Genomic DNA, 22,220 nt, shown 5'->3' with positions numbered 1-22,220 from the left:
AGCATAGCAGAATTTAAACGTAATGTTAATTCATTCACAAGAAAGTAACATTCTTCTGCTAACTTAACCCATTAACAAACTTTATAGGGCAATTTTTAAGCTTGAAACATCATAATCCATTATAAACATCCATTAAGACCCTACTTTTTATAATCCATTTCATGGCTGAAAGCACTCTAATTAGTGTCTTTTTTCATCCCTTATCACAAATTATATTTAATAACTCATTTTTACTTATCTGACTAATTGATAAGGCAAATCATTGCGATTGGTTTAAAATTTTTTAATGGATTTTATAGGGTTTATTGGTCTTTTTAGTCCAACCAAATTGCTGAGGGGAAGCAATAAAAAAGAGCCTACGAAAATCTAGGCTCTTCAATTGAAACTTAAATTATTTCAAATAACTGACGGATAAATGAAAACTTAGGAACCCACATATTTTCCAGACTCATCTTTCCACAAAATAGCCGGCATTTCATAAAAATACATATTCAACTCATCATCATCTTCTTCCACTGAATTTTCAGGCCAGTGAACTTCAAGGTAATTAACAATTTCTTGGCTATTAGCATTCCAGTATGAAATATTTTTACCTAGTGGATCATCAGGAGAACAAAATTTAATTACTTGATCATCTAATAATTTTTTTATCACATAGAAAAAGATATTTTTATGTTCATAAAAAGATTTATTTGGATTCCAACCAACTATGGAACCAAATAACCCTGATAGCCATAGCCCTTTTGCATCATCAATAATTTCATCAAAATATAAAATTTTTTCCATTATATGCTCACTTTAAAAATTTTATTTCTACAGGTGCAGTATCTTTAGCAATGCCCCTTGGAATATCAATCGTCCAAGCTTTTCCTGTTTCTCTAGCAGAATTCGAAAAATCACGTAAGTTGAAGCTCCCATTTGGTGTTTTAACAGTATAAATATTTCCTTTTCCTGGAACTACTCTTACTTCGGGCAAAGCTTTATTACCTGTTAACTCAACAAAATACTGCTTTATTTCTACTTCTGATACCCCACTAAAAATCTTTGCGTTACCTTTGTTTGGGATTTCAATCAAAGATCTATTCCCAATTTAAATACCAGCTCTACTGCTATCATATTCAAACAATTCTTTAATTTCATTTATTCTATTGGATGTATGAGTTTCTTGTTGGTTAAACCTTTCATCATCTGGTTCAAAGCCATTAGGAGTGCCACTTACGCTACCACCTGAGATTCCTAATTCTTCTTTTTCTTCTGCCGTTAAATCGTTCCCAAGATTTGGATTTTTAGCAGCCTTATCCAAATCCGATGCACAAGCAAATCCAAAGGAACATTCAAATGTTTCTGCTAATTTATCACCAATCGCATTCAGTTTATTTTCAATTGCTTGAGCAACACTTGTATCCATTCTTGTTGTTTCATCAAGCGTGGAGCTTCCGCTGTTTACTGGAATTAACGGTGTTGGGATTGTTAAAACACTGCTTTTTTCAATACTAATTTGAATATTTCTTAATTCACTTTCATTAGACTGAATTTCTTTTGTTAATTGAGTATGTCTTTCCTGAGTTGCTAGCAGATAATTTCTTGCTGATAATTCTGCGTTTCTCTCAATAGCATTATAAAAAGGTTTAGGATCAAAAAAGTTTAATTTTGGTATATCTATAGGGCTATCATCAAAGTTATCTGAAAGTAAGCGATCTCTATCTTGTATTGAATTAAATTTAACATTTGCAGTGATATTAAGATCTGGTGATTTAAAAAACCATTAATAATTACATGGGTATTTCTCCGGATCAGTCAAAAAATTCCATTCATAACTTTTTTCTAAATTATTTTTCTCTTCTTTTAGCACTCTTATTTTATTTAAAGATTCCTGATAACTTAATGTTAATTTTTCTTGAGGTGATGGTTCTTGTGGTGATGGTAATGGTGTGTTTACCGTATCTTCTGATACTATATTTTCTCGATTTACATCCCTATCTCTAGATATCTCCAGATTATAATTATCATTCTCTATAATTCTTGTGATAGTTTTCAAATGGTCATATTGCTCATTTATACTATTATTATTAAAAGCATAATCACCATAAAAAAGATCATCATTCGTTACATCAGTAAAATTAAAAGGGACGGGGTTGGCATAAACAGTCATTGAATCTATATAGAGCATAATTAACATCCTTGTTGTTGTTTAAAAACAGCAAAGAAGTTAAATTTAAAATCTTTTATAGTCAACTAAGTGTAAATATCAAAATTATAGCCATTATAATATTTATATAATTAAGAAAATAAGTTAGCACTGCTTTATTAATTAATAATAAAAAGACCAAAACATTTCTGCTTTGGTCTTCAATTCGCTTATTTCTTGCTAAAAAAGAAAATTATTTTTTCTTTTTCGCTTTCGCGTTTGGTAAGTCAGTGATGCTACCTTCGTAGATCTCTGCAGCCATACCAATTGATTCATACAGTGTTGGGTGAGCATGAATAGTTAATGCTAAATCTTCAGCATCACAACCCATTTCGATTGCCAAACCGATTTCGCCCAGTAATTCACCGCCGTTAACACCAACAACTGCACCACCGATGATACGGTTAGATTGCTTGTCGAAAATCAGCTTAGTCATACCTTCAGAACAGTCAGATGCGATTGCACGACCTGATGCAGCCCATGGGAATGTTGCTGTTTCATAGCTGATGTTTTTCTCTTTCGCTTCTTTCTCAGTTAAACCAACCCATGCAACTTCTGGCTCAGTATAAGCGATTGATGGAATAACTTTAGGATCGAAGTAGTGTTTCAGACCAGAGATAACTTCTGCTGCAACGTGACCTTCGTGAACACCTTTGTGAGCCAGCATTGGTTGACCTACAATGTCACCGATAGCAAAGATGTGCGGTACGTTAGTACGCATTTGTTTATCAACATGGATGAAACCACGATCATCAACTTCAACGCCCGCTTTACCTGCGTCTAAGTTCTTACCGTTAGGTACGCGACCGATAGCCACTAACACAGCGTCATAACGTTGTGGTTCAGCTGGCGCTTTTTTACCTTCCATTGAAACGTAGATACCATCTTCTTTCGCTTCAACAGCAGTCACTTTAGTTTCTAACAGTAAGTTAAATTTCTTGCTGATTTGCTTAGTGAATACTTTAACCACGTCTTTATCCGCAGCTGGGATAACTTGGTCAAACATTTCAACCACATCAATTTGTGAACCCAGTGCATGGTATACAGTACCCATCTCAAGACCGATGATACCGCCACCCATGACCAGCAGACGCTCAGGAACTTCTTGCAGTTCTAATGCATCTGTTGAATCCCAAATACGTGGATCTTCATGAGGAATAAATGGTAACTGAATTGGACGTGAACCCGCAGCAATAATCGCATTATCAAAATTGATAGTGGTGCTGCCGTTTTCGCCTTCAACAACCAGTGTATTCGCGCCAGTAAATTTACCCAGACCGTTAACTACGTTAACTTTACGGCCTTTCGCCATTCCCGCTAAGCCGCCGGTCAGCTGGTTAATCACTTTTTCTTTCCACAGACGAACTTTGGAAATGTCAGTTTTTGGCTCGCCAAATACAATACCGTGCTCAGCTAATGCTTTAGCTTCTTCGATAACTTTAGCAACGTGCAGTAATGCTTTAGAAGGGATACAACCAACGTTTAAACAAACTCCACCAAGAGTTGAGTAACGTTCTACCAAAACAGTTTCTAAACCTAAGTCAGCGCAACGGAATGCCGCAGAATAACCTGCTGGGCCTGCACCAAGCACAACGACTTGGGCTTTAATTTCAGTACTCATCATGACCTCTTTTTGTTTTGTCCAGCGGGGCCGCCGAATAAACGAATTTTCCACTGGTAAAGTACACACCGCAAGCAGTTTACAGAATTGTTAACATCCTGAAAAGGCTGAATACGTGACGTAACTCCCAACCTTTCGTTGCAACAGCGAAAAACTCTGCCCCAGCCTAAATAAAACAGACCGGTCAATTGACCGGTCTTCTTAGTTACATTACCAGACGGCGGATATCGCTCATCAGTTGTCCAACTAAAGTAATGAAGCGCGCACCATCAGCGCCATCAATCACACGGTGGTCAAATGACAAGGACATTGGCAGAATCAGGCGAGGAACAAACTCGCTACCATTCCAAACTGGTTTGATAGAAGAGCGAGACAGCCCCATAATTGCCACTTCAGGTGCATTCACGATTGGTGCGAAGCCGGTCGTACCGATACCACCTAAGCTAGAAATAGTGAAACAACCGCCTTGCATGTCTGCTGCGGTCAGTTTACCTGCGCGCGCTTTCTTAGACACTTCGCCAAGCTCACGAGATAACTCCATAATGCCTTTTTTGTTCACGTCTTTGAAAACAGGAACCACTAAGCCATTTGGTGTATCAACCGCGATACCGATATTGATATATTTTTTCAGGAACAGACGCTGTGCATCTTCTGAAATAGAGCTGTTGAAGCGTGGCATTTCTTCCAGAGCACGAGCAACCGCTTTCATCACGAAGACTAATGGAGTGATTTTCACATCCAGTTTTTTCTTCTCAGCTTCTTTGTTCTGTTGCTTACGGAACTCTTCAACTTCAGTGGTATCCACTTCTTCCATCAGAGTTACGTGCGGGATCATGACCCAGTTACGGCTCAGGTTAGCGCCAGAAATTTTCTGGATACGACCCAGCTCAACTTCTTCAACTTCACCAAATTTGCTGTAATCAACTTTCGGCCATGGCAGCATCCCCGGTAAACCACCGCCAGCTGCTGCTGGTGCTTCCGCACGCTTGATTGCATCTTTAACGTAAGCTTGAACGTCTTCACGTAAGATACGACCTTTACGACCCGTACCTTTCACTTTCGCTAAGTTCACACCGAATTCGCGCGCTAAACGACGAATAACCGGTGTTGCGTGAATATACGCATCGTTCTCAACAAATTCATTTTTGCTATCAGCAGTTTTAGCTGGAGCAGAGGCTACTGGCGCAGCTGCTGGAGCTGCAACTGGTGCTGAAGCCGGAGCTGCAGTAGGAGCTGGCGCTGCACCCGCAACTTCGAAAGTCATAATCAGGGAACCAGTTTTGACTTTATCGCCAGTCGCAATCTTGATCTCTTTAACTGTACCTGCGAATGGTGCCGGTACTTCCATTGATGCTTTATCGCCTTCAACGGTGATTAAAGATTGCTCAGCTGTTACGGTGTCGCCAACTTTGACCATGACTTCGGTAACTTCAACTTCATCACCACCGATATCTGGCACGTTAACGTCTTTGATTGCCGCTGCGGCTGGTGCCGCTGCCGGTGCTGCTGGGGCAGAAACCGCTGCTGCAGGCGCTGCGCCCGCAACTTCGAATACCATGATCAGCGAGCCAGTTTTCACTTTATCGCCAGTCGCAATTTTGATCTCTTTGACAGTACCTGCAAATGGCGCAGGGACTTCCATTGAAGCCTTATCACCTTCAACGGTAATCAGAGATTGCTCAGCCGTGATTGCATCACCCACTTTCACCATAATTTCGGTGACTTCAACTTCATCACCACCGATATCTGGCACAGCAACTTCTTTCAGTGCAGAAGCTGCAGGTGCTGTTGGTGCTGCCGCAGGAGCTTCTGGAGCCGCAGCTGGCGCAGATGCACCTTCTGCCGAATCAAAGATCATGATTAATTTACCAGTAGTAACTTTGTCACCAACTGCAATTTTAATCTCTTTAACCACACCCGCTTGTGGAGATGGGACTTCCATAGACGCTTTATCACCCTCAACAGTGATGAGCGATTGCTCAGCTTCTACTTTATCACCAACTTTAACCATCACTTCGGTGACTTCAACTTCATCAGCACCGATATCTGGCACTTGGATTTCAATAGACATTGATTATTACCTCTTATGCCAAACGTGGGTTAACTTTATCTGGGTTGATGTTGTATTTTTTAATCGCTTCTTCAACGACTTTAACATCAATCTCACCACGTTTAGCCAATTCACCTAACGCTGCAACGATGACATACGTTGTGTCCACTTCGAAGTGGTGACGCAGGTTCTCACGGCTGTCAGAACGACCAAAACCATCTGTACCCAGAACACGGTATTCACTTGCTGGAACATAAGTACGGATTTGCTCAGCGAAGAGTTTCATGTAGTCAGTAGAAGCAACTGCTGGAGCATCATTCATTACTTGAGCAACATACGGTACGCGTGGTGTTGCTGATGGATGCAGCATATTCCAACGTTCACAGTCTTGACCATCACGCGCCAATTCAGTGAATGATGTTACGCTATAGACATCAGAACCAATTCCATACTCAGCGGCCAGAATATCAGCGGCTTCGCGAACATGGCGCATCATAGAACCTGAACCTAATAGCTGCACTTTACCTTTGCTACCTTCAACAGAAGCCAGTTTATAGATACCTTTACGGATACCTTCTTCAACACCTTCCGGCATTGCGTGCATGTGATAGTTTTCGTTCAGAGTCGTGATGTAGTAATACACGTTCTCTTGTTTCTCGCCGTACATACGCTCTAAACCGTTTTGCATGATCACCGCAACTTCATAAGCGTAAGCTGGATCATAAGAAATACAGTTAGGAATCGTCAGAGATTGGATATGGCTATGACCATCTTCGTGCTGTAAGCCTTCACCATTCAATGTTGTACGACCTGAAGTACCACCGATCAAGAAGCCACGAGCTTGTTGGTCACCTGCTGCCCACATTAAGTCACCAATACGTTGGAAACCAAACATAGAATAGTAAATATAGAATGGGATCATTGGCAGGTTATTGGTGCTGTATGATGTTGCAGCCGCTAACCATGAAGAACCGGCACCCAGTTCGTTGATACCCTCTTGCAGAATTTGACCTTTAGAGTCTTCTTTATAGTAAGCAACTTGCTCACGATCTTGCGGAGTATATTGCTGACCTTTCGGACTATAGATACCGATTTGACGGAACAGACCTTCCATACCGAAGGTACGAGCTTCGTCTGCAATGATTGGTACTAAACGCTCTTTGATAGAGTTGTTTTTCAACATGACATTCAATGCACGAACAAATGCGATTGTTGTTGAAATCTCTTTAGATTGTTCTTCCAGTAATTGACTGAAATCTGCCAGTGTAGGAATTTCCAGTTTTTCATCGAATTTAGCACGACGAGCTGGTAAATAGCCACCCAGAGCTTGACGACGCTCATGCAGGTATTTGTATTCTTCTGAATCTTTATCGAAAGTGATAAATGGCAGTTTTTCAATTTGCTCATCAGCAACTGGTACATTGAACTGATCACGGAAGTGGCGAACGCCATCCATGTTCATTTTCTTAACTTGGTGAGCAATGTTTTTACCTTCTGCAGTTTCACCCATACCATAACCTTTGATGGTTTGAGCTAAAATAACAGTTGGTTTGCCTTTAGTTTCTTGCGCTTTTTTGAATGCTGCATACACTTTCTTCGGATCATGACCACCACGGTTCAGGGCCCAAATTTCGTCATCAGTCATATCTTTCACTAATGCAGCCGTTTCAGGATAACGGTTGAAGAAGTGCTCACGCACATATGCACCATCGCGTGATTTAAATGTTTGATAGTCACCGTCAAGGGTTTCGTTCATCAATTGAACCAGCTTACCGGTAGTATCTTTACGCAGTAGCTCATCCCAACGATCGCCCCACATAACTTTAATAACTTGCCAGCCAGCTCCGCTAAAGATGCCTTCTAACTCGTTAACAATTTTGCCGTTACCTGTAACCGGGCCATCTAAACGTTGCAAGTTACAGTTAATAACGAAGACTAAGTTATCTAACTTATCGCGTGTTGCGATAGTGATTGCGCCTTTAGATTCTGGCTCATCCATTTCACCATCACCTAAGAAAGCATAAACACGCTGTGCTGACGTATCTTTCAGTCCACGGTTATCCAAATATTTCAGGAATTTAGCCTGATAAATCGCATTTAGTGGTCCCAGGCCCATTGAAACGGTCGGGAACTGCCAGAAATCTGGCATCAATTTAGGGTGCGGATAAGAAGACAGACCTTTACCACCAATTTCTTGACGGAAGTTATTCATCTGTTCTTCAGTTAAACGACCTTCTAAGAATGCACGCGCATAGATACCTGGGGAGATATGGCCTTGGAAAAAGACTAAGTCACCACCATCATTGTTGTTATGAGCGCGGAAGAAATGGTTGAAGCAAACTTCATATAAAGTTGCGGAGGACTGGAATGATGCCATGTGGCCACCCAGTTCTAAATCCTTTTTAGATGCACGCAGAACGGTCATTACAGCGTTCCAGCGAATTGCAGAACGGATACGGCGTTCTAAATCCATGTTACCAGGGTATGCAGGTTCATCTTCAACAGCAATAGTGTTGATGTAATCAGAACTACCAGATGCACCAGCGGCAATGTTAACACCGCCTTTACGTGCTTCGCTTAATACCTGCTCGATAATAAACTGTGCACGATCAACACCTTCTTCACGGATGACCGATTCAATCGCCTGTAGCCAGTCGCGAGTTTCAATCGGGTCCACGTCATTTTTTAACATATCTGACATGGTGTATTCCTTATCTGTTATCTATTTTATATGGTTATGTGGAGCCTATCTTCCCAGTGCTTTCTTCATACGATTGTCTTCATGACAGTGAAAACAACAGGAAGATAGGCCCTAATGTAGTTGCCGCTTTACTTCTAATTAAGAGTGCTCACAGTAATGCAGACGCAGCAGTCAGGATCCGCATTACTAATTTTTAAATCTGATCTAAGCCAGGATGTTGCTGTAATCGGCGTAGCGAACGTTCTCTGCGAGTTTGTTCACGACCAATATCCAGCAGCAAGTCCTCAATGAAAGCGAGGTGCCGATGTGATGCCTCTCGCGCTTTTTCTGGTTCTCTTGCAACAATAGCGGAGAAAATCTGTTCTCTATGTTCACTTACCGCGTTATACATCTCTTTGCGGGTATACAAGAACTCAAAATTCTGTCGAATATTTTGCTCTAGCATTGGGATCATGCAGCGTAGTAAATGAAGGAGCACTACATTATGCGCTGCTTCCGTTACAATCAGTTGATACTGTAATACAGCATCTGATTCTGCATTAAGATCGCCACTTTCTTGAGCCGATTTAATCAATTCATAGCTTTGACGGATACGCTCAAGATCTTCTTCTGTACCACGTAATGCAGCGTAATAGGCAGCAATGCCTTCTAATGCATGACGAGTTTCTAAAAGATCTAATTGAGATTCTGGGTTACCAGCGAGTAATTCGGTCAATGGGTCACTAAAACTTTGCCACATCTGCTTTTGTACAAATGTGCCACCACCTTGACGACGAGATAGAAGACCTTTTGCTTCTAAGGTTTGAATAGCTTCACGCACTGATGGTCTTGAGACATCAAATTGCTTCGCAAGTTCACGTTCAGGAGGCAGCTTTTCGCCGGGGCGTAAAGTCCCCTCGAATATAAGATGCTCAAGCCGCTGCTCGATTACATCAGATAACTTTGGTTGGCGAATTTTACCGTAAGTCATAATCTGCCATTTTCATAGTGAGTAATTATTGATTATCTAGTACCCAGTGTTAATTGGTCATACCAATTATTTTATGGCTTAATAAAGTAACAAAGTATTCACTATCTGTCCATAAAGACCTTGAGCTAAATCATAAAATCCTGCAAGTTTTAACGATTTTTTTTAAAAAAAGCATTAATTAATAACCAACCCTTGACTAAACAACACACAATATTAACAAAAATAATGATTTTTTATGCCGTAAAAAACAAAACTGAAGCGTTACAGCTTACCAATTAGTGAATACTTATATATACATAGTGAATTTTAAATCAAATTGTGAGTTATATGTTTATTCCTACTTATAAGTACAATTTTATTGGTTAAAAATTTGTTAAATCAATAGTGATTAAGAATGATATTAAATCATTCATTACATAATAACTTACCATCAATGGTAAACATTTATGTCCTAAATATGCGCTGCAATTCGATAAACACAAAATATATCTAAAAGAATAATTACTATGAGCATAACGATTAATCTAGGGCAAATCATTCAAACAATCGACTGCCCTTATCTCATTCAATACAGTCTATGCCCTTAGCTTTGTGCTTATTCACTTTTGACATTCGTAAAGCGCATTGAAAGATCTAACGCTTGAATGTGTTTCGTTAATGCGCCGACTGAAATAAAATCAATGCCCGTTTCTGCAAATTCTCTGATCGTTTTATCTGTGACATTCCCTGACACTTCTAAGGCAGCTTTGCCATTCGTAATAACCACTGCATCTTTCATCATGTCAGTCGTAAAATTATCAAGCATGATAATGTCTGCGCGGGCTTTGATTGCCTGTAACAGCTCTTCTAAATTTTCAACTTCAACTTCAATAGGAACATCTGGGTGAGCTTGACGAGCAAGAGAAACCGCTTGAGAAACTGATCCCGCAGAAATAATATGGTTTTCTTTGATGAGATAGGCATCTGACAAACCTAGTCGATGGTTATAACCGCCCCCCATGAGTACTGCATATTTTAATGCACTACGTAGACCGGGAATTGTTTTACGGGTATCTAATAATTTAGCCCGTGTACCTTCAAGAAAAGCCACATACTTTGCAGTTACTGTGGATACAGACGATAACGTTTGAATGAAATTCAATGCAGTTCTTTCGCCCGTAAGCAAGATTTGAGAAGGTCCCTGCATTTTGCATAGCACTTGATTAGGCGAAACTTTATCGCCATCCTGTACTTTCCAATCTACTTTAACTTTGTTACCTAGCTGGTAAAAAACCTCTTCTAGCCATTTTTGCCCACAAAAAACACCTTCTTCACGAGTAATAATCTGAGCATGTGCTTGTGTTTCTTTACTTAATAACTGCCCAGTGATATCCCTTTTATAATCAATAATCTGACCAAGATCTTCTTTTAAAGCCACGCTGACCATGAAAGGAATATCAGCGACTAATCTTGCCATGAGCATTTTGCGTCTTTCTTGTTCATCATAACGTCGTGTAGTCATCGTTCACTCCAAAATATGCACCCGCAGAGATCTCAATTATGTTAATCTTTTCTAATTACGGGCACTTACAAAAAAGAAAAGAGCATACTATGGATACTGATATGAAAATACATGATGGATGGCTAAATAATGTGACTCATATCCCTTCTCCACATCAGGATGACCGCCCAGAAGGAGAAACCCCTTCACTTTTGGTTATTCATAATATCAGCTTGCCTCCGGGGCAATTTGGTGGTCCTTATATTAACCAGCTATTTACTGGCACTTTAAACCCTGAAGAACATCTTTTTTTGAGGAAATTAAACATCTGCGTGTTTCGGCTCACTGCCTTATTCGCCGTGATGGTGAAATTATTCAATATGTCCCCTTTAATAAACGAGCATGGCATGCTGGTCAATCCAACTACCAAGGAAGAGAAAAGTGTAATGACTTTTCTATTGGCATTGAGTTAGAAGGTACTGACTATGAAGCATTCACTGAAGCTCAATACTTAGCGTTAGCCAAGCTAAGCCAATTACTGATAATCGAGTACCCAAAAATTAAACAGAATATTACAGGTCATAGCGATATAGCCCCTACTCGAAAAACCGATCCTGGCCCTCACTTTGATTGGCTATATTATAAAAATTTACTCTAATGTTTATTCATTTTCTGCTCTCTCCTTTTTAGCTAATGTGGATAAAACTCCCCATTAGCTCATTTCTATCTCTGTATCTATTTATATCAGCTCAGAACATTCGTTTTTATTACAAAAATTGCCCTTAATACATTTTTGCGAGAACGCTCGAAATAAAATGAGACAGACCACCATTTGCAGTATCTATTTACAAATCCACTCGTAATCTGCGTTTTCATCCTGTGTTTTCGCTAAAAATAGTCTCTAAAATGGAATCTCAAACTACCAAGGAGATTTTATTTATGGATCAAAAAGGATTTTCACTCGTTGAAATCATGGTTGTTATCGCAATTATTTCAATACTGAGTGCCGTTGCTATACCTGGCTACCAAAGCTATATGCAAAAAGCAGCTATGACTGACGTTCTACGGACCATATTGCCTTATAAAAATAGTGTCGAACTATGTAATTTTAACCAAGGTATTTTGGCTAAATGTAATTCTGGAAAAGAGGATATTCCGAGCAATATCAAAGGAAAGTATCTGAAACAGATCGATGCGAAAGCCGGCGTTATTACTTTTGTCGGTGATAAGACATTAACGGGCTTGTCAGGGGTTTTGACTCCAATCAATTCAACAGCTAATACCCCATTTTCTTGGGGAGTTAGTTGCCTAGCTGATAATGATGCTGAACTAAAAAAATTGTGTGAAAAAACACTGAACTTTTAATAAGGGATTAATATGCGCTCATCTAGGGAAAGCCATTACATTTTCAAAGAGCTAAAAGTGCTTTGTGATAAAAACTACATTGTCATTATTGATTACAATGAAAAAAGACTATCCATCGCTACAATAGAAAAACCAAATGATAATTTACTGTCTACTTTACGTTTCATTGCCAGCGTACCCGTCTGTTATGAAATCTGGGCAAAAGAAAAAATTGACCATTATTTCAATCGCCATATTTTAGAAATTAATGAAGATGAAAATGCATATCAGACCAATTCCACTGAATCTGTCAATGTGGTATCGCCTGCGGTTGATTTTGTCGAAGATTTATTAAAAATGGCGGTGAGAAAACGCGCTTCCGATATTCATCTTGAACCGACAAAACATAATTTAAAAATCCGCCTTAGGGTTGATGGTAAGCTCTATATCTTTCCTTCCCCACCTCATGAAATAAACAATGAAGTTATTGCTAGAATAAAAATTTTATCAAAAATGAATATTGCGGAAAAAAGAATTCCACAGGATGGTCAAATGAATTGGAATTTTGAACGGAAAAACTTTAGTATTCGCCTCTATAGTATGCCAACTATCCACGGTGAAAAATTAGTTCTTAGATTACTCAACACTCAATTGAAATACTCTATTGAACAGATTGGAATGTGTTCATCCTTATTATCTGACCTCAAAAACACACTACAGAAACCGCAGGGGTTAATTTTAGTCACCGGTCCCACAGGTAGTGGCAAAACTGTCACACTCTACAGCGCGCTTGAGTATCTAAATAAAACGTCAAGAAATATATCAACGATTGAAGATCCTATTGAGATCCCTCTTGGGGGAATAAACCAAACACAAGTAAACGAAAAATATTCACTTACTTTTGCGTTTATCCTGCGAGCACTACTACGACAAGACCCTGATGTTATTATGATTGGGGAAATTCGTGATGAGGAAACCGCCCAGATAGCAACTCGAGCGGCGCAAACTGGTCACCTTGTACTATCAACACTTCACACCAACTGCACCATGAGTGCCATTACTCGTATGGCGCAGCTTGGTGTCGACAAGAATCAGCTCCAATCTTGTTTAAAAATGGTTATCGCTCAACGCCTAGTAAGGAAACTTTGCACCTATTGCAAACAAGAAACACCGACAACCGCTCAAATAAATCAGTCCAAGAGTATTAATGAATATCACTCAACTGGTTGTGAACACTGCTTTTCTGGGTTCATGGGACGTACTGCAATCTATGAATATCTCGAGCAAACACAGCTCGATTTCATCTTTAAAGAAGGCAATAAAGTTCCAGATAATTTCAAAAGCTTATTTCAAACAAGCCTTGAGCGCGTTGATTTAGGAGAAACAACATTACAAGAAATCTACTCTACTATCGGGCAAGGGAGATAAATTCAATGTTCATTTATAGTTACACATCATTAAACAATAATTATTATGTAGCTGACAGCTTAATTGCAAAAAGTAAAAAGCAAGCATTTTTAGAAATCATTAATCGAGGGCAAACACCCATATCAATAAAATTAAAATCTATTTTTATTTTTGATGCGGAAAATTTGAATTATAGAATTCACTTTTTTCATCAACTTAACATTCTATCCTCATCAGGAATTAGTTTACTAAAGTGCTTTCAATTGCTTCAACTCAATTGCCACCTACCTTTTTGGCGAGACATTATTAATCATACGATTAGCGACCTAGAAAAAGGAAATAATTTTATTATAAATTTTAAAAAACATCCTCATATTTTCAATCCAACCATTATTAGCTTAATTAGGATTGCTGAAAAAACCGGAAAATATGATGAAAGCTTTTTAATCATTAAAAATATGCTTGAAAATAATCAAAAAACATCAATTTTAATCAAAAAAGCCTTACGTTATCCAATTACCTTGATAGGTTTTTCCAGCTTGTTACTGATTATTATGTTGGTTTTTGTCATTCCTCAATTTGCTGAGATTTATGAGAACTTTCAACAAGAACTGCCTGCTATAACAAAAGCCGTTCTCTTAATATCCAACTCTATTATTGATAATACGAGAGAAATCTTAGCAATTCTATTTCCTACTATATTCATAGGTATAAGATATAAATCTTCTATATCGAATAGGTTGGGGTTTTTAATGGATTTTTTACCCTATGTTAAGAACATCATCCGAATGAAGAGCTTGAACCTGTATTTTCTGACTCTTTCCTCAACCTTAAAATCAGGACTGTCCCTATTTGAATGTCTTGATTGCTCAGCAAGAATTATTAAACATAGTCAGTATAATAAAGAATGTAATGAAATATGTTACTCTGTTCTTAAAGGTAGCTCATTATCAGATGCAATGAAAAATACACATTTATTCCCTGACTTAGCCATTCAACTCATTTCTCTTGCTGAAGAGTCAGGAAAACTAGAATACTTTACATTATATTTATTTAAGTATTACACACAGCAATATGAAACTATTACAGAACAGCAACTCAAAAACCTTGAGCCTATTTTACTTTTATTTATAGCAATAGTTGTCTGCTTAATTATGTTTGCAATGTACTTACCCATATTTAATTTAGGCTCGGTAATTTCGGGTGCTTAACTATGCATCCAAAGAAAACAGTTAAATTTAGATAGTAAAAACTGTTTGAAGTCACAGTTATATCCATAACATCATAGCTTGCTTAAATTGTATAAAGACAAATTAAAACTTTCAGTGTAATCTGACTTATTTCCAGTGAATTAAAGAATTTTTATGTCTTATATTGTTGCCCTCACAGGGGGAATAGGAAGTGGTAAAACAACGGTTGCCAACGAGTTTGCTAAGCTAGGAGTTCCACTAGTTGATGCTGATGTTATTGCCCGCCAAGTTGTTGAACCGAATACCCCTGCGATCATGAGTATTGCACAGCATTTTGGTCAAAATGTAATAAATCATGATGGCTCTTTAAATAGGGGTTATTTGCGAACCGTCGTGTTTTCAAAGCCAGAAGAAAAAATGTGGTTAAATGCTCTTCTTCACCCTTTGATACAACAAGAAACGCAAAAACAACTTCAGCAGGCTAACTATCCTTATGTTTTATGGGTTGTTCCCTTACTTGTTGAAAATAAGATTACGCATTTAGCGGATCGTGTTCTTGTCGTTGACGTCACTCGAGAAGAGCAGATAGAAAGAACAATTCAACGCGATAACGCAGACCGTGAGCATGTTATTCACATATTAGATGCACAGGCATCTAGAGAAGAAAGACTCTCATATGCTGATGATATTATCACCAATCATACTAATGATGCCGATATACCAAATAAAGTTGTTGAACTACACAAACAATACCTAGCACTTGCAGCACAAAAAGAATAGGAATGAGTATGAGCGAACACATCGAGACAACTTTGGTTACTTATGAATATCCAATGAATGAAAAAATTCGTTCTTGGTTGCGCCTTGAAACGTTATTAATGCAAATCTATGAGCAGAGCAACATTACCTCATACTCTTCAGGAATTGCTTTTTTTCGCTCAGTATCTGAATTAATTGAAATTCTAGATAGAGGTGAGGTTCGCTCTGACCTTATCAAAGAGCTAGAAAAACAAAAAAATCGACTACTTAACTGGATAGACTCACCAAATGTTGATAAAACATTAATCACTTCATTTCTGAATGAATTAACTCCGAAAATAAGTAGTTTGATGTCTGCTCCTAGATTTGGTCATCAACTGCGTAATGATAAAATCATTAGTATGGTTCGTCAGCGCCTCAGTATTCCTGGTGGTTGCTGTAGCTTTGATTTACCTACCCTACAACTATGGCTCAATATGCCTCAAGCAGATAGAGATAACGAAATCAAAAGCTGGCTAAATAGTTTAGACCCTTTACAAGAGGCCTTAGAAACTGTCCTACTGCTTATTCGCCAAAACGGAAGCTTTGAAGCCGCTGAATCTCATAATGGCTTTTACCAAGGTAGTGTTGAAGGAAAAGAACTTTTACGTATTCGGCTAGCTCCAGATAATTTGATATATCCACAAATTTCAGGGCATAAAACTCGTTTTGCCTTACGTTTTCTTCATATCGATAGCGAGAATGGTATACTGCCAGACGTCATTCGTTTTCAGTTAGCCTGTTGTTAGTTTGAGAGTCGATGTATGAGTGAAATTATTGAAGTCAATTGCCCTACCTGCCAAAAAATTGTTGTGTGGAATGAATCGAGTCCCTTCCGTCCATTTTGCAGTAAACGCTGCCAACTTATTGATTTAGGTGAATGGGCAACCGAAGATAAACGCATTGAAAGCCAAGGTGATATTTCAGACAGTGAAAGCTGGAGCGAACCGCCAGAGTACTAACTTTATTTTCTAGATTAACAGTGAAAATAGCCATCATTAGGCTATTTTCATCTCTATTCTTAGTACTCCCTTAACAGAATAGCATTAAAGATTGTGTTAAACCTTTTTTGTCAGCATATCTACAATCACGCGGTTAGCGAGTGGAAAATCTTCCGCTATTAAGTCGTGTTGTTTAATCCAACGTGATTTTTGCCCCTCTTTTCCATACGGTTCATTTTCCCAGTCTGAAACCATAAAAAAGTAAAGGGTGATAAATCTATCTTCAAATTCATGATCAACTTGATGGAATAAATGACAGTCAGTGACTGCAATACCAACTTCTTCCTCTAGTTCACGAATTAATGCATCCTTTGGATGCTCTCCTTTTTCTAGCTTTCCGCCAGGGAATTCCCAGAACCCCGCCATATGAGTACCCTCAGGGCGCTGAGTAATAAAAATATGTTGCTGAGAATTACGAATGATCCCAGCGGCAATATGCAGATGTTTTTTTTCCATAATTTCGTCATTAAAAAGGCGGGTTTCCCCGCCTTTATTTATTAGTTATCAAACTTTACATTAATTCAAACGGCCATGGCACTGTTTGTATTTTTTACCAGAACCACAAGGGCATGGATCATTACGACCAATTTTATGACCTTGAGTTGCAATTTTCGCTTCTGTTTCAGTCATTAACGATTCAGCTTCCGCTTCATGGCTTAAATGCTGCTTCTTAGCCAAGCGCTCTGCTTCTTCACGACGTTGTTGTTCTAATGCTTCAACTTCTTCAGGTAAGCGCACCTGAACTTTTGACAGAGTACTGATCACTTCATATTTCAGTGCTTCCAACATGTTTGCAAACATACTGAAAGATTCACGCTTGTATTCTTGTTTTGGATCTTTTTGCGCATATCCACGTAAGTGAATACCTTGACGTAAATAATCCATAGAAGCTAAGTGCTCTTTCCACAGTGTATCCAGCGTCTGTAACATAACGCCTTTTTCAAAATTACGCATCGCCTCAGCACCAACAATCTCTTCTTTACGTTGGTAAATTTCCACTGCTTTTTCCATGATACGTTCACGTAACGTTTCCTCATGAAGTTCAGGTTCTTTATCCAACCACTCTTGAATTGGTAAGTCGAGGTCAAAGTCATTAACTAAACGTTTCTGTAAACCGTCAATATCCCACATCTCTTCCAGAGATTGAGGTGGAATATATGCATCGATAATGGTGGTAAACACATCTTCACGAATGCTATCTACGGTTTCTTTGATATCGCCACCATCCAGCAGCTCATTACGCTGAGCATAAATAGCGCGGCGTTGGTCACTTGCTACATCATCATACTCAAGTAACTGTTTACGAATATCAAAGTTACGGCTTTCAACTTTACGTTGTGCATTCGCGATCGCTTTAGTAACCCATGGATGTTCAATGGCTTCACCAGGTTTCATACCCAGTTTTTTCATCATGCCCGTTACACGGTCTGATGCGAAGATACGCATTAAAGCATCTTCCATTGACAGATAGAAACGTGATGAACCAGCATCACCTTGGCGTCCCGCACGACCACGTAACTGGTTATCGATACGGCGAGATTCATGACGCTCAGTACCGATGATATGTAAACCGCCAGCCGCTAAAACTTCATCGTGACGAATTTTCCAGTTCGCTTTGATTTCATCAATTTGTTCTTGCGTTGGGTTCTCTAACGCAGCCACTTCTGACTGCCAGCTTCCCCCTAACATAATATCGGTACCACGCCCCGCCATGTTAGTTGCGATGGTTACGGCGCTTTTTTGCCCCGCATTAGCGATAATATCAGCTTCCATTGCGTGGAATTTCGCATTCAATACGTTATGAGCAATTTTCGCTTTATTCAGCGCATGTGAAATTAATTCAGATTTTTCAATCGAAATGGTACCGACCAGAACTGGCTGACCTTTGGACGTTTTATCACGAATATCTTCAATAATGGCTTCAAATTTGTCTGCTTCAGTCATATAGACTAAATCAGGCATATCTTTACGTACCATTGGACGGTTAGTTGGGATAACAATCGTATCCAGTTTATAGATAGAACTAAATTCGAATGCTTCGGTATCTGCTGTACCTGTCATACCCGCTAATTTTTCGTATAAGCGGAAATAGTTCTGGAAAGTGATAGATGCCAATGTTTGGTTTTCATTATGAATTTCAACACCTTCTTTTGCTTCAACAGCTTGGTGCAGACCATCAGACCAACGGCGCCCTTCCATTGTACGACCTGTATGTTCGTCGACAATAATGACTTGGTTATCTTTAACAATATAGTCAACATCACGAGTAAACAGTGCGTGTGCACGTAAACCTGCCATGACGTGGTGCATCAGCATAATGTTTGATGGTGAATAAAGCGACTCGCCTTCATCCATTAAACCAGCTTTTGCCAGTAATTCTTCAACCAGAACCAGACCGCGCTCTGTAATTGTTACCTGACGAGATTTTTCATCAACCGAGAAGTGACCTTCACCTTGGAATGTGTCTGAGTCTTCTTTTTCTTGGCGAACGAGTTTCGGGATCAGTTTGTCCACTTTGATGTACAGATCAGAGCTATCTTCCGCTGGGCCTGAAATGATCAGTGGCGTACGCGCTTCATCGATAAGGATAGAGTCCACCTCATCCACTAATGCGTAATGCAGTTTACGTTGAACGCGATCTTCTGGGCTAAATGCCATGTTGTCACGTAAATAGTCAAAACCAAATTCGTTGTTAGTACCGTAAGTAATGTCTTCCGCATAAGCTTGACGCTTTGCAGGTGGAGCCATACCCGATAAGTTAATACCAACCGTTAAACCTAAAAATTCGAATAATGGACGGTTATTTTCCGCATCACGTTTTGCTAAGTAGTCGTTCACGGTAACAACGTGAACCCCTTTGCCTGATAATGCGTTAATGTATGCTGGCAGCGTTGCAGTCAGTGTTTTACCTTCACCTGTACGCATTTCTGCGATGCAACGTTCGTTCAGAACCATACCACCGATTAACTGAACGTCGAAATGACGCATACCGAATACACGTTTACTTGCTTCACGCACTGTCGCAAACGCTTCAGGAATCATATTTTCAATGCTTTCGCCTTGCTTTAAACGCTCACGAAATTCTGCGGTTTTGGCTTTCAGCTCGTCATCCGATAATTTCTCAAACTCAGGCTCTAGCTGGTTAATTTTTTCCACCTCTTTACGCAGACGGCGCAGAGTACGGTCATTACGGCTACCAAATACTTTGGTTAATAGTTTAGTTAACATATTTTTTCTCAGGTAAATCAATTAATTATTCAAATCAGTGATTTTTGGCACGATAAAAACTCTCTCCGTAATGGAGTAAGTATCGTTAAATAGATTTAGGCAAAAAATGGTCCTGCCCGAATGCCATGCACCTGAGCAACCCAAATTGCAGGCTGATAAACGGAAAAGAGAGGGTAGATGTATTCACTCGCTTGAGTGGTTGCCACATCCCATTGAAGTGACCGTTGAGCCAGCATGGCATACAACGTATCCAGCATTAACTGAGGGGCAAATAAAGGTTCTTTTTGTAACTTGCTTTTATCGGTACCTTCATCTTCAGTTGCAGAAAAAGCAAAAGTCAGCTGGCGGATAACATTACGTACCGCATGCTGCTGCCAGTAATTAACAGAATAAGAGGATGAGGATGAAGAACGCTGAGAATTCTGCTGAGCGAATAAATTATCGAATGCATTGACAGCTTGGCTTTGTCGATTTGCTGGCGCAGAATTGATTAAAGTTTGCTGGGATTCCGATAAGGCATTTAAAATTGTAGGCAAGCCAACACCCGTAGCCACAACACCTAATAAAAGGTGGGACCAAAAGTATCGTCTACCTAAATGTCGCCAAAAATTTAAAATACCCATCAAACTCTTATATAATTTATAGATTAAAGTATTATTCCCAATTATGTCCTAACATCGTTGGCGAAAGCGCAAAATGAGAGTTCACAATGAGAGATAGTCATCCACAAGCACTTTTCGATGTTCTCGAAGAGTCTCTGGCTAAAACATCAAACACTTTACAAACCATTCAGCGAAATGCAAAAGCTATTCTAAAATTGAATCGAGTTGTAAAAAGCTTGCTGCCAGCGGAAATTAAACCGATGTGTCGAGTAGCAAACTATCGAAATAACATTATGGTTATCGAAGTAGCTAATGCCAGCTGGATGACCCGCCTTAATTATGAAAGAACAAATCTTCTTTCTGCGTTAAGGTCATCTATTCTACCATCTTTATCTTCCATCGACATCAGAATCAATCCTGATCTTATACGAAAATCTAAGCAAAATAGCTCATTGAATAAGCAATCAGTGAATCAAAAGGAAAATCGTAATCAAAGACAGATTAGTACACAAACTGCTGAGCAGTTATTAAGATTAGCAGAAAAGAGTCCGAAAGGATTAAAAGAGAGATTTGAGCGGCTGGCTGCATTAGCCGGAGAGAGTACTAATGCAACCAACAGAAAAGGCTAGCTCTGACTAGCAGAGATAGCCGCATAATAGAAACTATTATGCGAATACAGTCGAAGGCGCTTTGAATGCCAGAGGTAATTCAGCTTCGTCTTCAAAGGTCACTAAATCCCAAGCAGACTCTTTAGCAAGAACCGCTTGCAATAGTTTATTATTCAATGCGTGACCCGATTTAAATGCAGTGAATGCACCAATAATGTTATGTCCACACATGAATAAGTCACCAATTGCATCAAGCATTTTGTGACGAACGAATTCATCTTCAAAGCGTAAACCATCTTCGTTGAGAACTTTGTAGTCATCAACGACGATAGCACAGTCAAAACTACCGCCTAAGCATAGGCCTTTCGATTGCAGATATTCAATGTCACGCATGAAACCGAATGTACGCGCGCGGCTAATTTGGTTTACAAAAGATTCCGCTGAGAAATCCATTGCATAGCGTTGCGTGCTGCTATCAATTGCAGGGTGTTGAAAATCAATAGTGAAATCAAGGCTAAAGCCATTGTATGGGGACATTTCCGCCCACTTATCACCATCTTCAACACGTACAGTTTCTTTAATGCGTAAGAATTTCTTCGCACAATTTAATTCTTCAATACCGCCATCGAGCAGTAAGAAAACAAACGGTGCAGCACTGCCATCCATAATCGGGATTTCAGGCGCATTGACTTCAATAACAATGTTATCGATACCTAATCCTGCTAAAGCAGCATTCAAATGCTCAACAGTTGAAATACGTACGTTATCTTCGTTGACTAAGCAAGTACATAACATAGTATCGCGAACTGATTTCGCATCTGCCGGAAAATCTACCGGTGGATTAAGGTCAGTACGACGGTAGATGACCCCGGTATTGGCCGGTGCCGGACGTAAAGTAAGCGTAACTTTCTTGCCGGTATGTAAACCAACACCAGTCGCTTTAATAATACGTTTAAGTGTCCGTTGTTTGATCATCGTATTTTCTCGCAATGTTATAAGTCCTACTGGCTATCTTAATTGATAACCAGTAGA

General features: G+C 39.3%; 20 protein-coding genes and 1 pseudogene. 8 read left to right on the top strand and 13 right to left on the bottom strand.

The features are described from left to right. Positions 1-423: 423 nt before the first annotated feature. The 9 genes from PR795_RS08225 to nadC form a co-directional block, all read right to left on the bottom strand. Positions 424-786 carry a hypothetical protein gene (locus PR795_RS08225; protein WP_036968231.1) on the bottom strand — a complete coding sequence of 121 codons (363 nt, stop codon included), beginning with the start codon at positions 784-786 and terminating at the stop codon, positions 424-426. A gap of 7 nt (positions 787-793) precedes the next feature. Then, positions 794-1,075, bottom strand: a complete 282-nt coding sequence (locus tag PR795_RS08220; RefSeq protein WP_051459686.1) for a hypothetical protein — start codon at positions 1,073-1,075, stop codon at positions 794-796. A gap of 15 nt (positions 1,076-1,090) precedes the next feature. Beyond that, a complete protein-coding gene (locus PR795_RS08215; protein WP_006661173.1) occupies positions 1,091-1,408 on the bottom strand; it encodes a hypothetical protein in 318 nt (105 codons plus the stop codon). Positions 1,409-1,765: 357 nt separating this feature from the next. Further along, positions 1,766-2,170 carry a hypothetical protein gene (locus PR795_RS08210; RefSeq protein ID WP_232373690.1) on the bottom strand — a complete coding sequence of 135 codons (405 nt, stop codon included), beginning with the start codon at positions 2,168-2,170 and terminating at the stop codon, positions 1,766-1,768. Between the two features lie 211 nt (positions 2,171-2,381). Then, on the bottom strand, positions 2,382-3,809 hold the full coding sequence (gene lpdA, locus PR795_RS08205) for a dihydrolipoyl dehydrogenase (RefSeq protein ID WP_006661171.1): 1,428 nt from the start codon (positions 3,807-3,809) through the stop codon (positions 2,382-2,384). Positions 3,810-4,014: 205 nt separating this feature from the next. Beyond that, positions 4,015-5,880 (bottom strand): pyruvate dehydrogenase complex dihydrolipoyllysine-residue acetyltransferase, encoded by a 1,866-nt coding sequence (gene aceF / locus PR795_RS08200; RefSeq protein ID WP_036978473.1) that lies wholly within the window; start codon positions 5,878-5,880, stop codon positions 4,015-4,017. 13 nt (positions 5,881-5,893) lie between these two features. Beyond that, a complete protein-coding gene (gene aceE, locus PR795_RS08195; protein WP_006660778.1) occupies positions 5,894-8,560 on the bottom strand; it encodes a pyruvate dehydrogenase (acetyl-transferring), homodimeric type in 2,667 nt (888 codons plus the stop codon). Positions 8,561-8,753: 193 nt separating this feature from the next. Continuing rightward, positions 8,754-9,530, bottom strand: a complete 777-nt coding sequence (gene pdhR / locus PR795_RS08190; protein ID WP_006661169.1) for a pyruvate dehydrogenase complex transcriptional repressor PdhR — start codon at positions 9,528-9,530, stop codon at positions 8,754-8,756. 595 nt (positions 9,531-10,125) lie between these two features. Next, positions 10,126-11,031, bottom strand: coding sequence for a carboxylating nicotinate-nucleotide diphosphorylase (nadC, locus tag PR795_RS08185; protein WP_006660776.1), 906 nt, complete (start codon positions 11,029-11,031; stop codon positions 10,126-10,128). Positions 11,032-11,132: 101 nt separating this feature from the next. Between nadC and ampD the strand changes: the two are divergent. The 7 genes and pseudogenes from ampD to yacG all read left to right on the top strand — a co-directional run bounded on the left by ampD (position 11,133) and on the right by yacG (position 16,711). Continuing rightward, positions 11,133-11,668 (top strand): annotated as a pseudogene (gene ampD, locus PR795_RS08180) (1,6-anhydro-N-acetylmuramyl-L-alanine amidase AmpD). Positions 11,669-11,949: 281 nt separating this feature from the next. Continuing rightward, positions 11,950-12,375 carry a prepilin peptidase-dependent pilin gene (gene ppdD, locus PR795_RS08175; protein WP_006661167.1) on the top strand — a complete coding sequence of 142 codons (426 nt, stop codon included), beginning with the start codon at positions 11,950-11,952 and terminating at the stop codon, positions 12,373-12,375. 12 nt (positions 12,376-12,387) lie between these two features. After that, positions 12,388-13,782, top strand: a complete 1,395-nt coding sequence (locus PR795_RS08170; RefSeq protein WP_181480116.1) for a GspE/PulE family protein — start codon at positions 12,388-12,390, stop codon at positions 13,780-13,782. A gap of 5 nt (positions 13,783-13,787) precedes the next feature. Further along, the gene (locus PR795_RS08165; RefSeq protein ID WP_181480117.1) at positions 13,788-14,972 is read left to right on the top strand and encodes a type II secretion system F family protein; all 1,185 of its coding nucleotides are present in this window, start codon (positions 13,788-13,790) and stop codon (positions 14,970-14,972) included. A gap of 153 nt (positions 14,973-15,125) precedes the next feature. Next, positions 15,126-15,731: a dephospho-CoA kinase gene (coaE, locus tag PR795_RS08160; protein WP_006660771.1), complete on the top strand. Its 606-nt coding sequence runs from the start codon at positions 15,126-15,128 to the stop codon at positions 15,729-15,731. 8 nt (positions 15,732-15,739) lie between these two features. Further along, positions 15,740-16,498 carry a cell division protein ZapD gene (zapD, locus tag PR795_RS08155; RefSeq protein WP_006661164.1) on the top strand — a complete coding sequence of 253 codons (759 nt, stop codon included), beginning with the start codon at positions 15,740-15,742 and terminating at the stop codon, positions 16,496-16,498. Between the two features lie 15 nt (positions 16,499-16,513). Next, positions 16,514-16,711, top strand: coding sequence for a DNA gyrase inhibitor YacG (gene yacG / locus PR795_RS08150; protein ID WP_006660769.1), 198 nt, complete (start codon positions 16,514-16,516; stop codon positions 16,709-16,711). A 96-nt stretch (positions 16,712-16,807) separates the two neighbouring features. On the opposite strand, the gene mutT is transcribed toward yacG, so the two are convergent. From mutT to secM, 3 genes are all read right to left on the bottom strand, one after another. Continuing rightward, positions 16,808-17,206 (bottom strand): 8-oxo-dGTP diphosphatase MutT, encoded by a 399-nt coding sequence (mutT, locus tag PR795_RS08145; RefSeq protein ID WP_036968221.1) that lies wholly within the window; start codon positions 17,204-17,206, stop codon positions 16,808-16,810. A 60-nt stretch (positions 17,207-17,266) separates the two neighbouring features. Then, complete coding sequence (secA, locus tag PR795_RS08140; protein ID WP_006660767.1) at positions 17,267-19,978, bottom strand: preprotein translocase subunit SecA; 2,712 nt, start codon at positions 19,976-19,978, stop codon at positions 17,267-17,269. 95 nt (positions 19,979-20,073) lie between these two features. Beyond that, positions 20,074-20,601, bottom strand: coding sequence for a secA translation cis-regulator SecM (gene secM, locus PR795_RS08135; protein WP_006660766.1), 528 nt, complete (start codon positions 20,599-20,601; stop codon positions 20,074-20,076). 86 nt (positions 20,602-20,687) lie between these two features. On the opposite strand from secM, the gene PR795_RS08130 reads away from it, so the two are divergent. Beyond that, positions 20,688-21,209 carry a DUF721 domain-containing protein gene (locus PR795_RS08130; RefSeq protein ID WP_006661161.1) on the top strand — a complete coding sequence of 174 codons (522 nt, stop codon included), beginning with the start codon at positions 20,688-20,690 and terminating at the stop codon, positions 21,207-21,209. Positions 21,210-21,245: 36 nt separating this feature from the next. On the opposite strand, the gene lpxC is transcribed toward PR795_RS08130, so the two are convergent. Next, positions 21,246-22,163: a UDP-3-O-acyl-N-acetylglucosamine deacetylase gene (lpxC, locus tag PR795_RS08125; protein ID WP_006660764.1), complete on the bottom strand. Its 918-nt coding sequence runs from the start codon at positions 22,161-22,163 to the stop codon at positions 21,246-21,248. Positions 22,164-22,220: the final 57 nt, after the last annotated feature.

It is taken from the genome of Providencia sp. PROV209 (genome assembly GCF_028479485.1).
Lineage (GTDB): Bacteria > Pseudomonadota > Gammaproteobacteria > Enterobacterales > Enterobacteriaceae > Providencia > Providencia alcalifaciens.
The sequence above is the reverse complement of the archived record's forward strand: the minus strand, read 5'-3'. Positions and strand labels throughout refer to the sequence as shown.

Coding starts and splice junctions, on each gene's coding strand:
- PR795_RS08225 (WP_036968231.1), bottom strand. CDS start 786: ATGGAAAAAATTTTATATTTTGATGAAATTATTGATGATGCAAAAGGG.
- PR795_RS08215 (WP_006661173.1), bottom strand. CDS start 1,408: ATGGATACAAGTGTTGCTCAAGCAATTGAAAATAAACTGAATGCGATT.
- PR795_RS08210 (WP_232373690.1), bottom strand. CDS start 2,170: ATGCTCTATATAGATTCAATGACTGTTTATGCCAACCCCGTCCCTTTT.
- lpdA (WP_006661171.1), bottom strand. CDS start 3,809: ATGAGTACTGAAATTAAAGCCCAAGTCGTTGTGCTTGGTGCAGGCCCA.
- aceF (WP_036978473.1), bottom strand. CDS start 5,880: ATGTCTATTGAAATCCAAGTGCCAGATATCGGTGCTGATGAAGTTGAA.
- aceE (WP_006660778.1), bottom strand. CDS start 8,560: ATGTCAGATATGTTAAAAAATGACGTGGACCCGATTGAAACTCGCGAC.
- pdhR (WP_006661169.1), bottom strand. CDS start 9,530: ATGACTTACGGTAAAATTCGCCAACCAAAGTTATCTGATGTAATCGAG.
- nadC (WP_006660776.1), bottom strand. CDS start 11,031: ATGACTACACGACGTTATGATGAACAAGAAAGACGCAAAATGCTCATG.
- ppdD (WP_006661167.1), top strand. CDS start 11,950: ATGGATCAAAAAGGATTTTCACTCGTTGAAATCATGGTTGTTATCGCA.
- PR795_RS08170 (WP_181480116.1), top strand. CDS start 12,388: ATGCGCTCATCTAGGGAAAGCCATTACATTTTCAAAGAGCTAAAAGTG.
- PR795_RS08165 (WP_181480117.1), top strand. CDS start 13,788: ATGTTCATTTATAGTTACACATCATTAAACAATAATTATTATGTAGCT.
- coaE (WP_006660771.1), top strand. CDS start 15,126: ATGTCTTATATTGTTGCCCTCACAGGGGGAATAGGAAGTGGTAAAACA.
- zapD (WP_006661164.1), top strand. CDS start 15,740: ATGAGCGAACACATCGAGACAACTTTGGTTACTTATGAATATCCAATG.
- yacG (WP_006660769.1), top strand. CDS start 16,514: ATGAGTGAAATTATTGAAGTCAATTGCCCTACCTGCCAAAAAATTGTT.
- mutT (WP_036968221.1), bottom strand. CDS start 17,206: ATGGAAAAAAAACATCTGCATATTGCCGCTGGGATCATTCGTAATTCT.
- secA (WP_006660767.1), bottom strand. CDS start 19,978: ATGTTAACTAAACTATTAACCAAAGTATTTGGTAGCCGTAATGACCGT.
- secM (WP_006660766.1), bottom strand. CDS start 20,601: ATGGGTATTTTAAATTTTTGGCGACATTTAGGTAGACGATACTTTTGG.
- PR795_RS08130 (WP_006661161.1), top strand. CDS start 20,688: ATGAGAGATAGTCATCCACAAGCACTTTTCGATGTTCTCGAAGAGTCT.
- lpxC (WP_006660764.1), bottom strand. CDS start 22,163: ATGATCAAACAACGGACACTTAAACGTATTATTAAAGCGACTGGTGTT.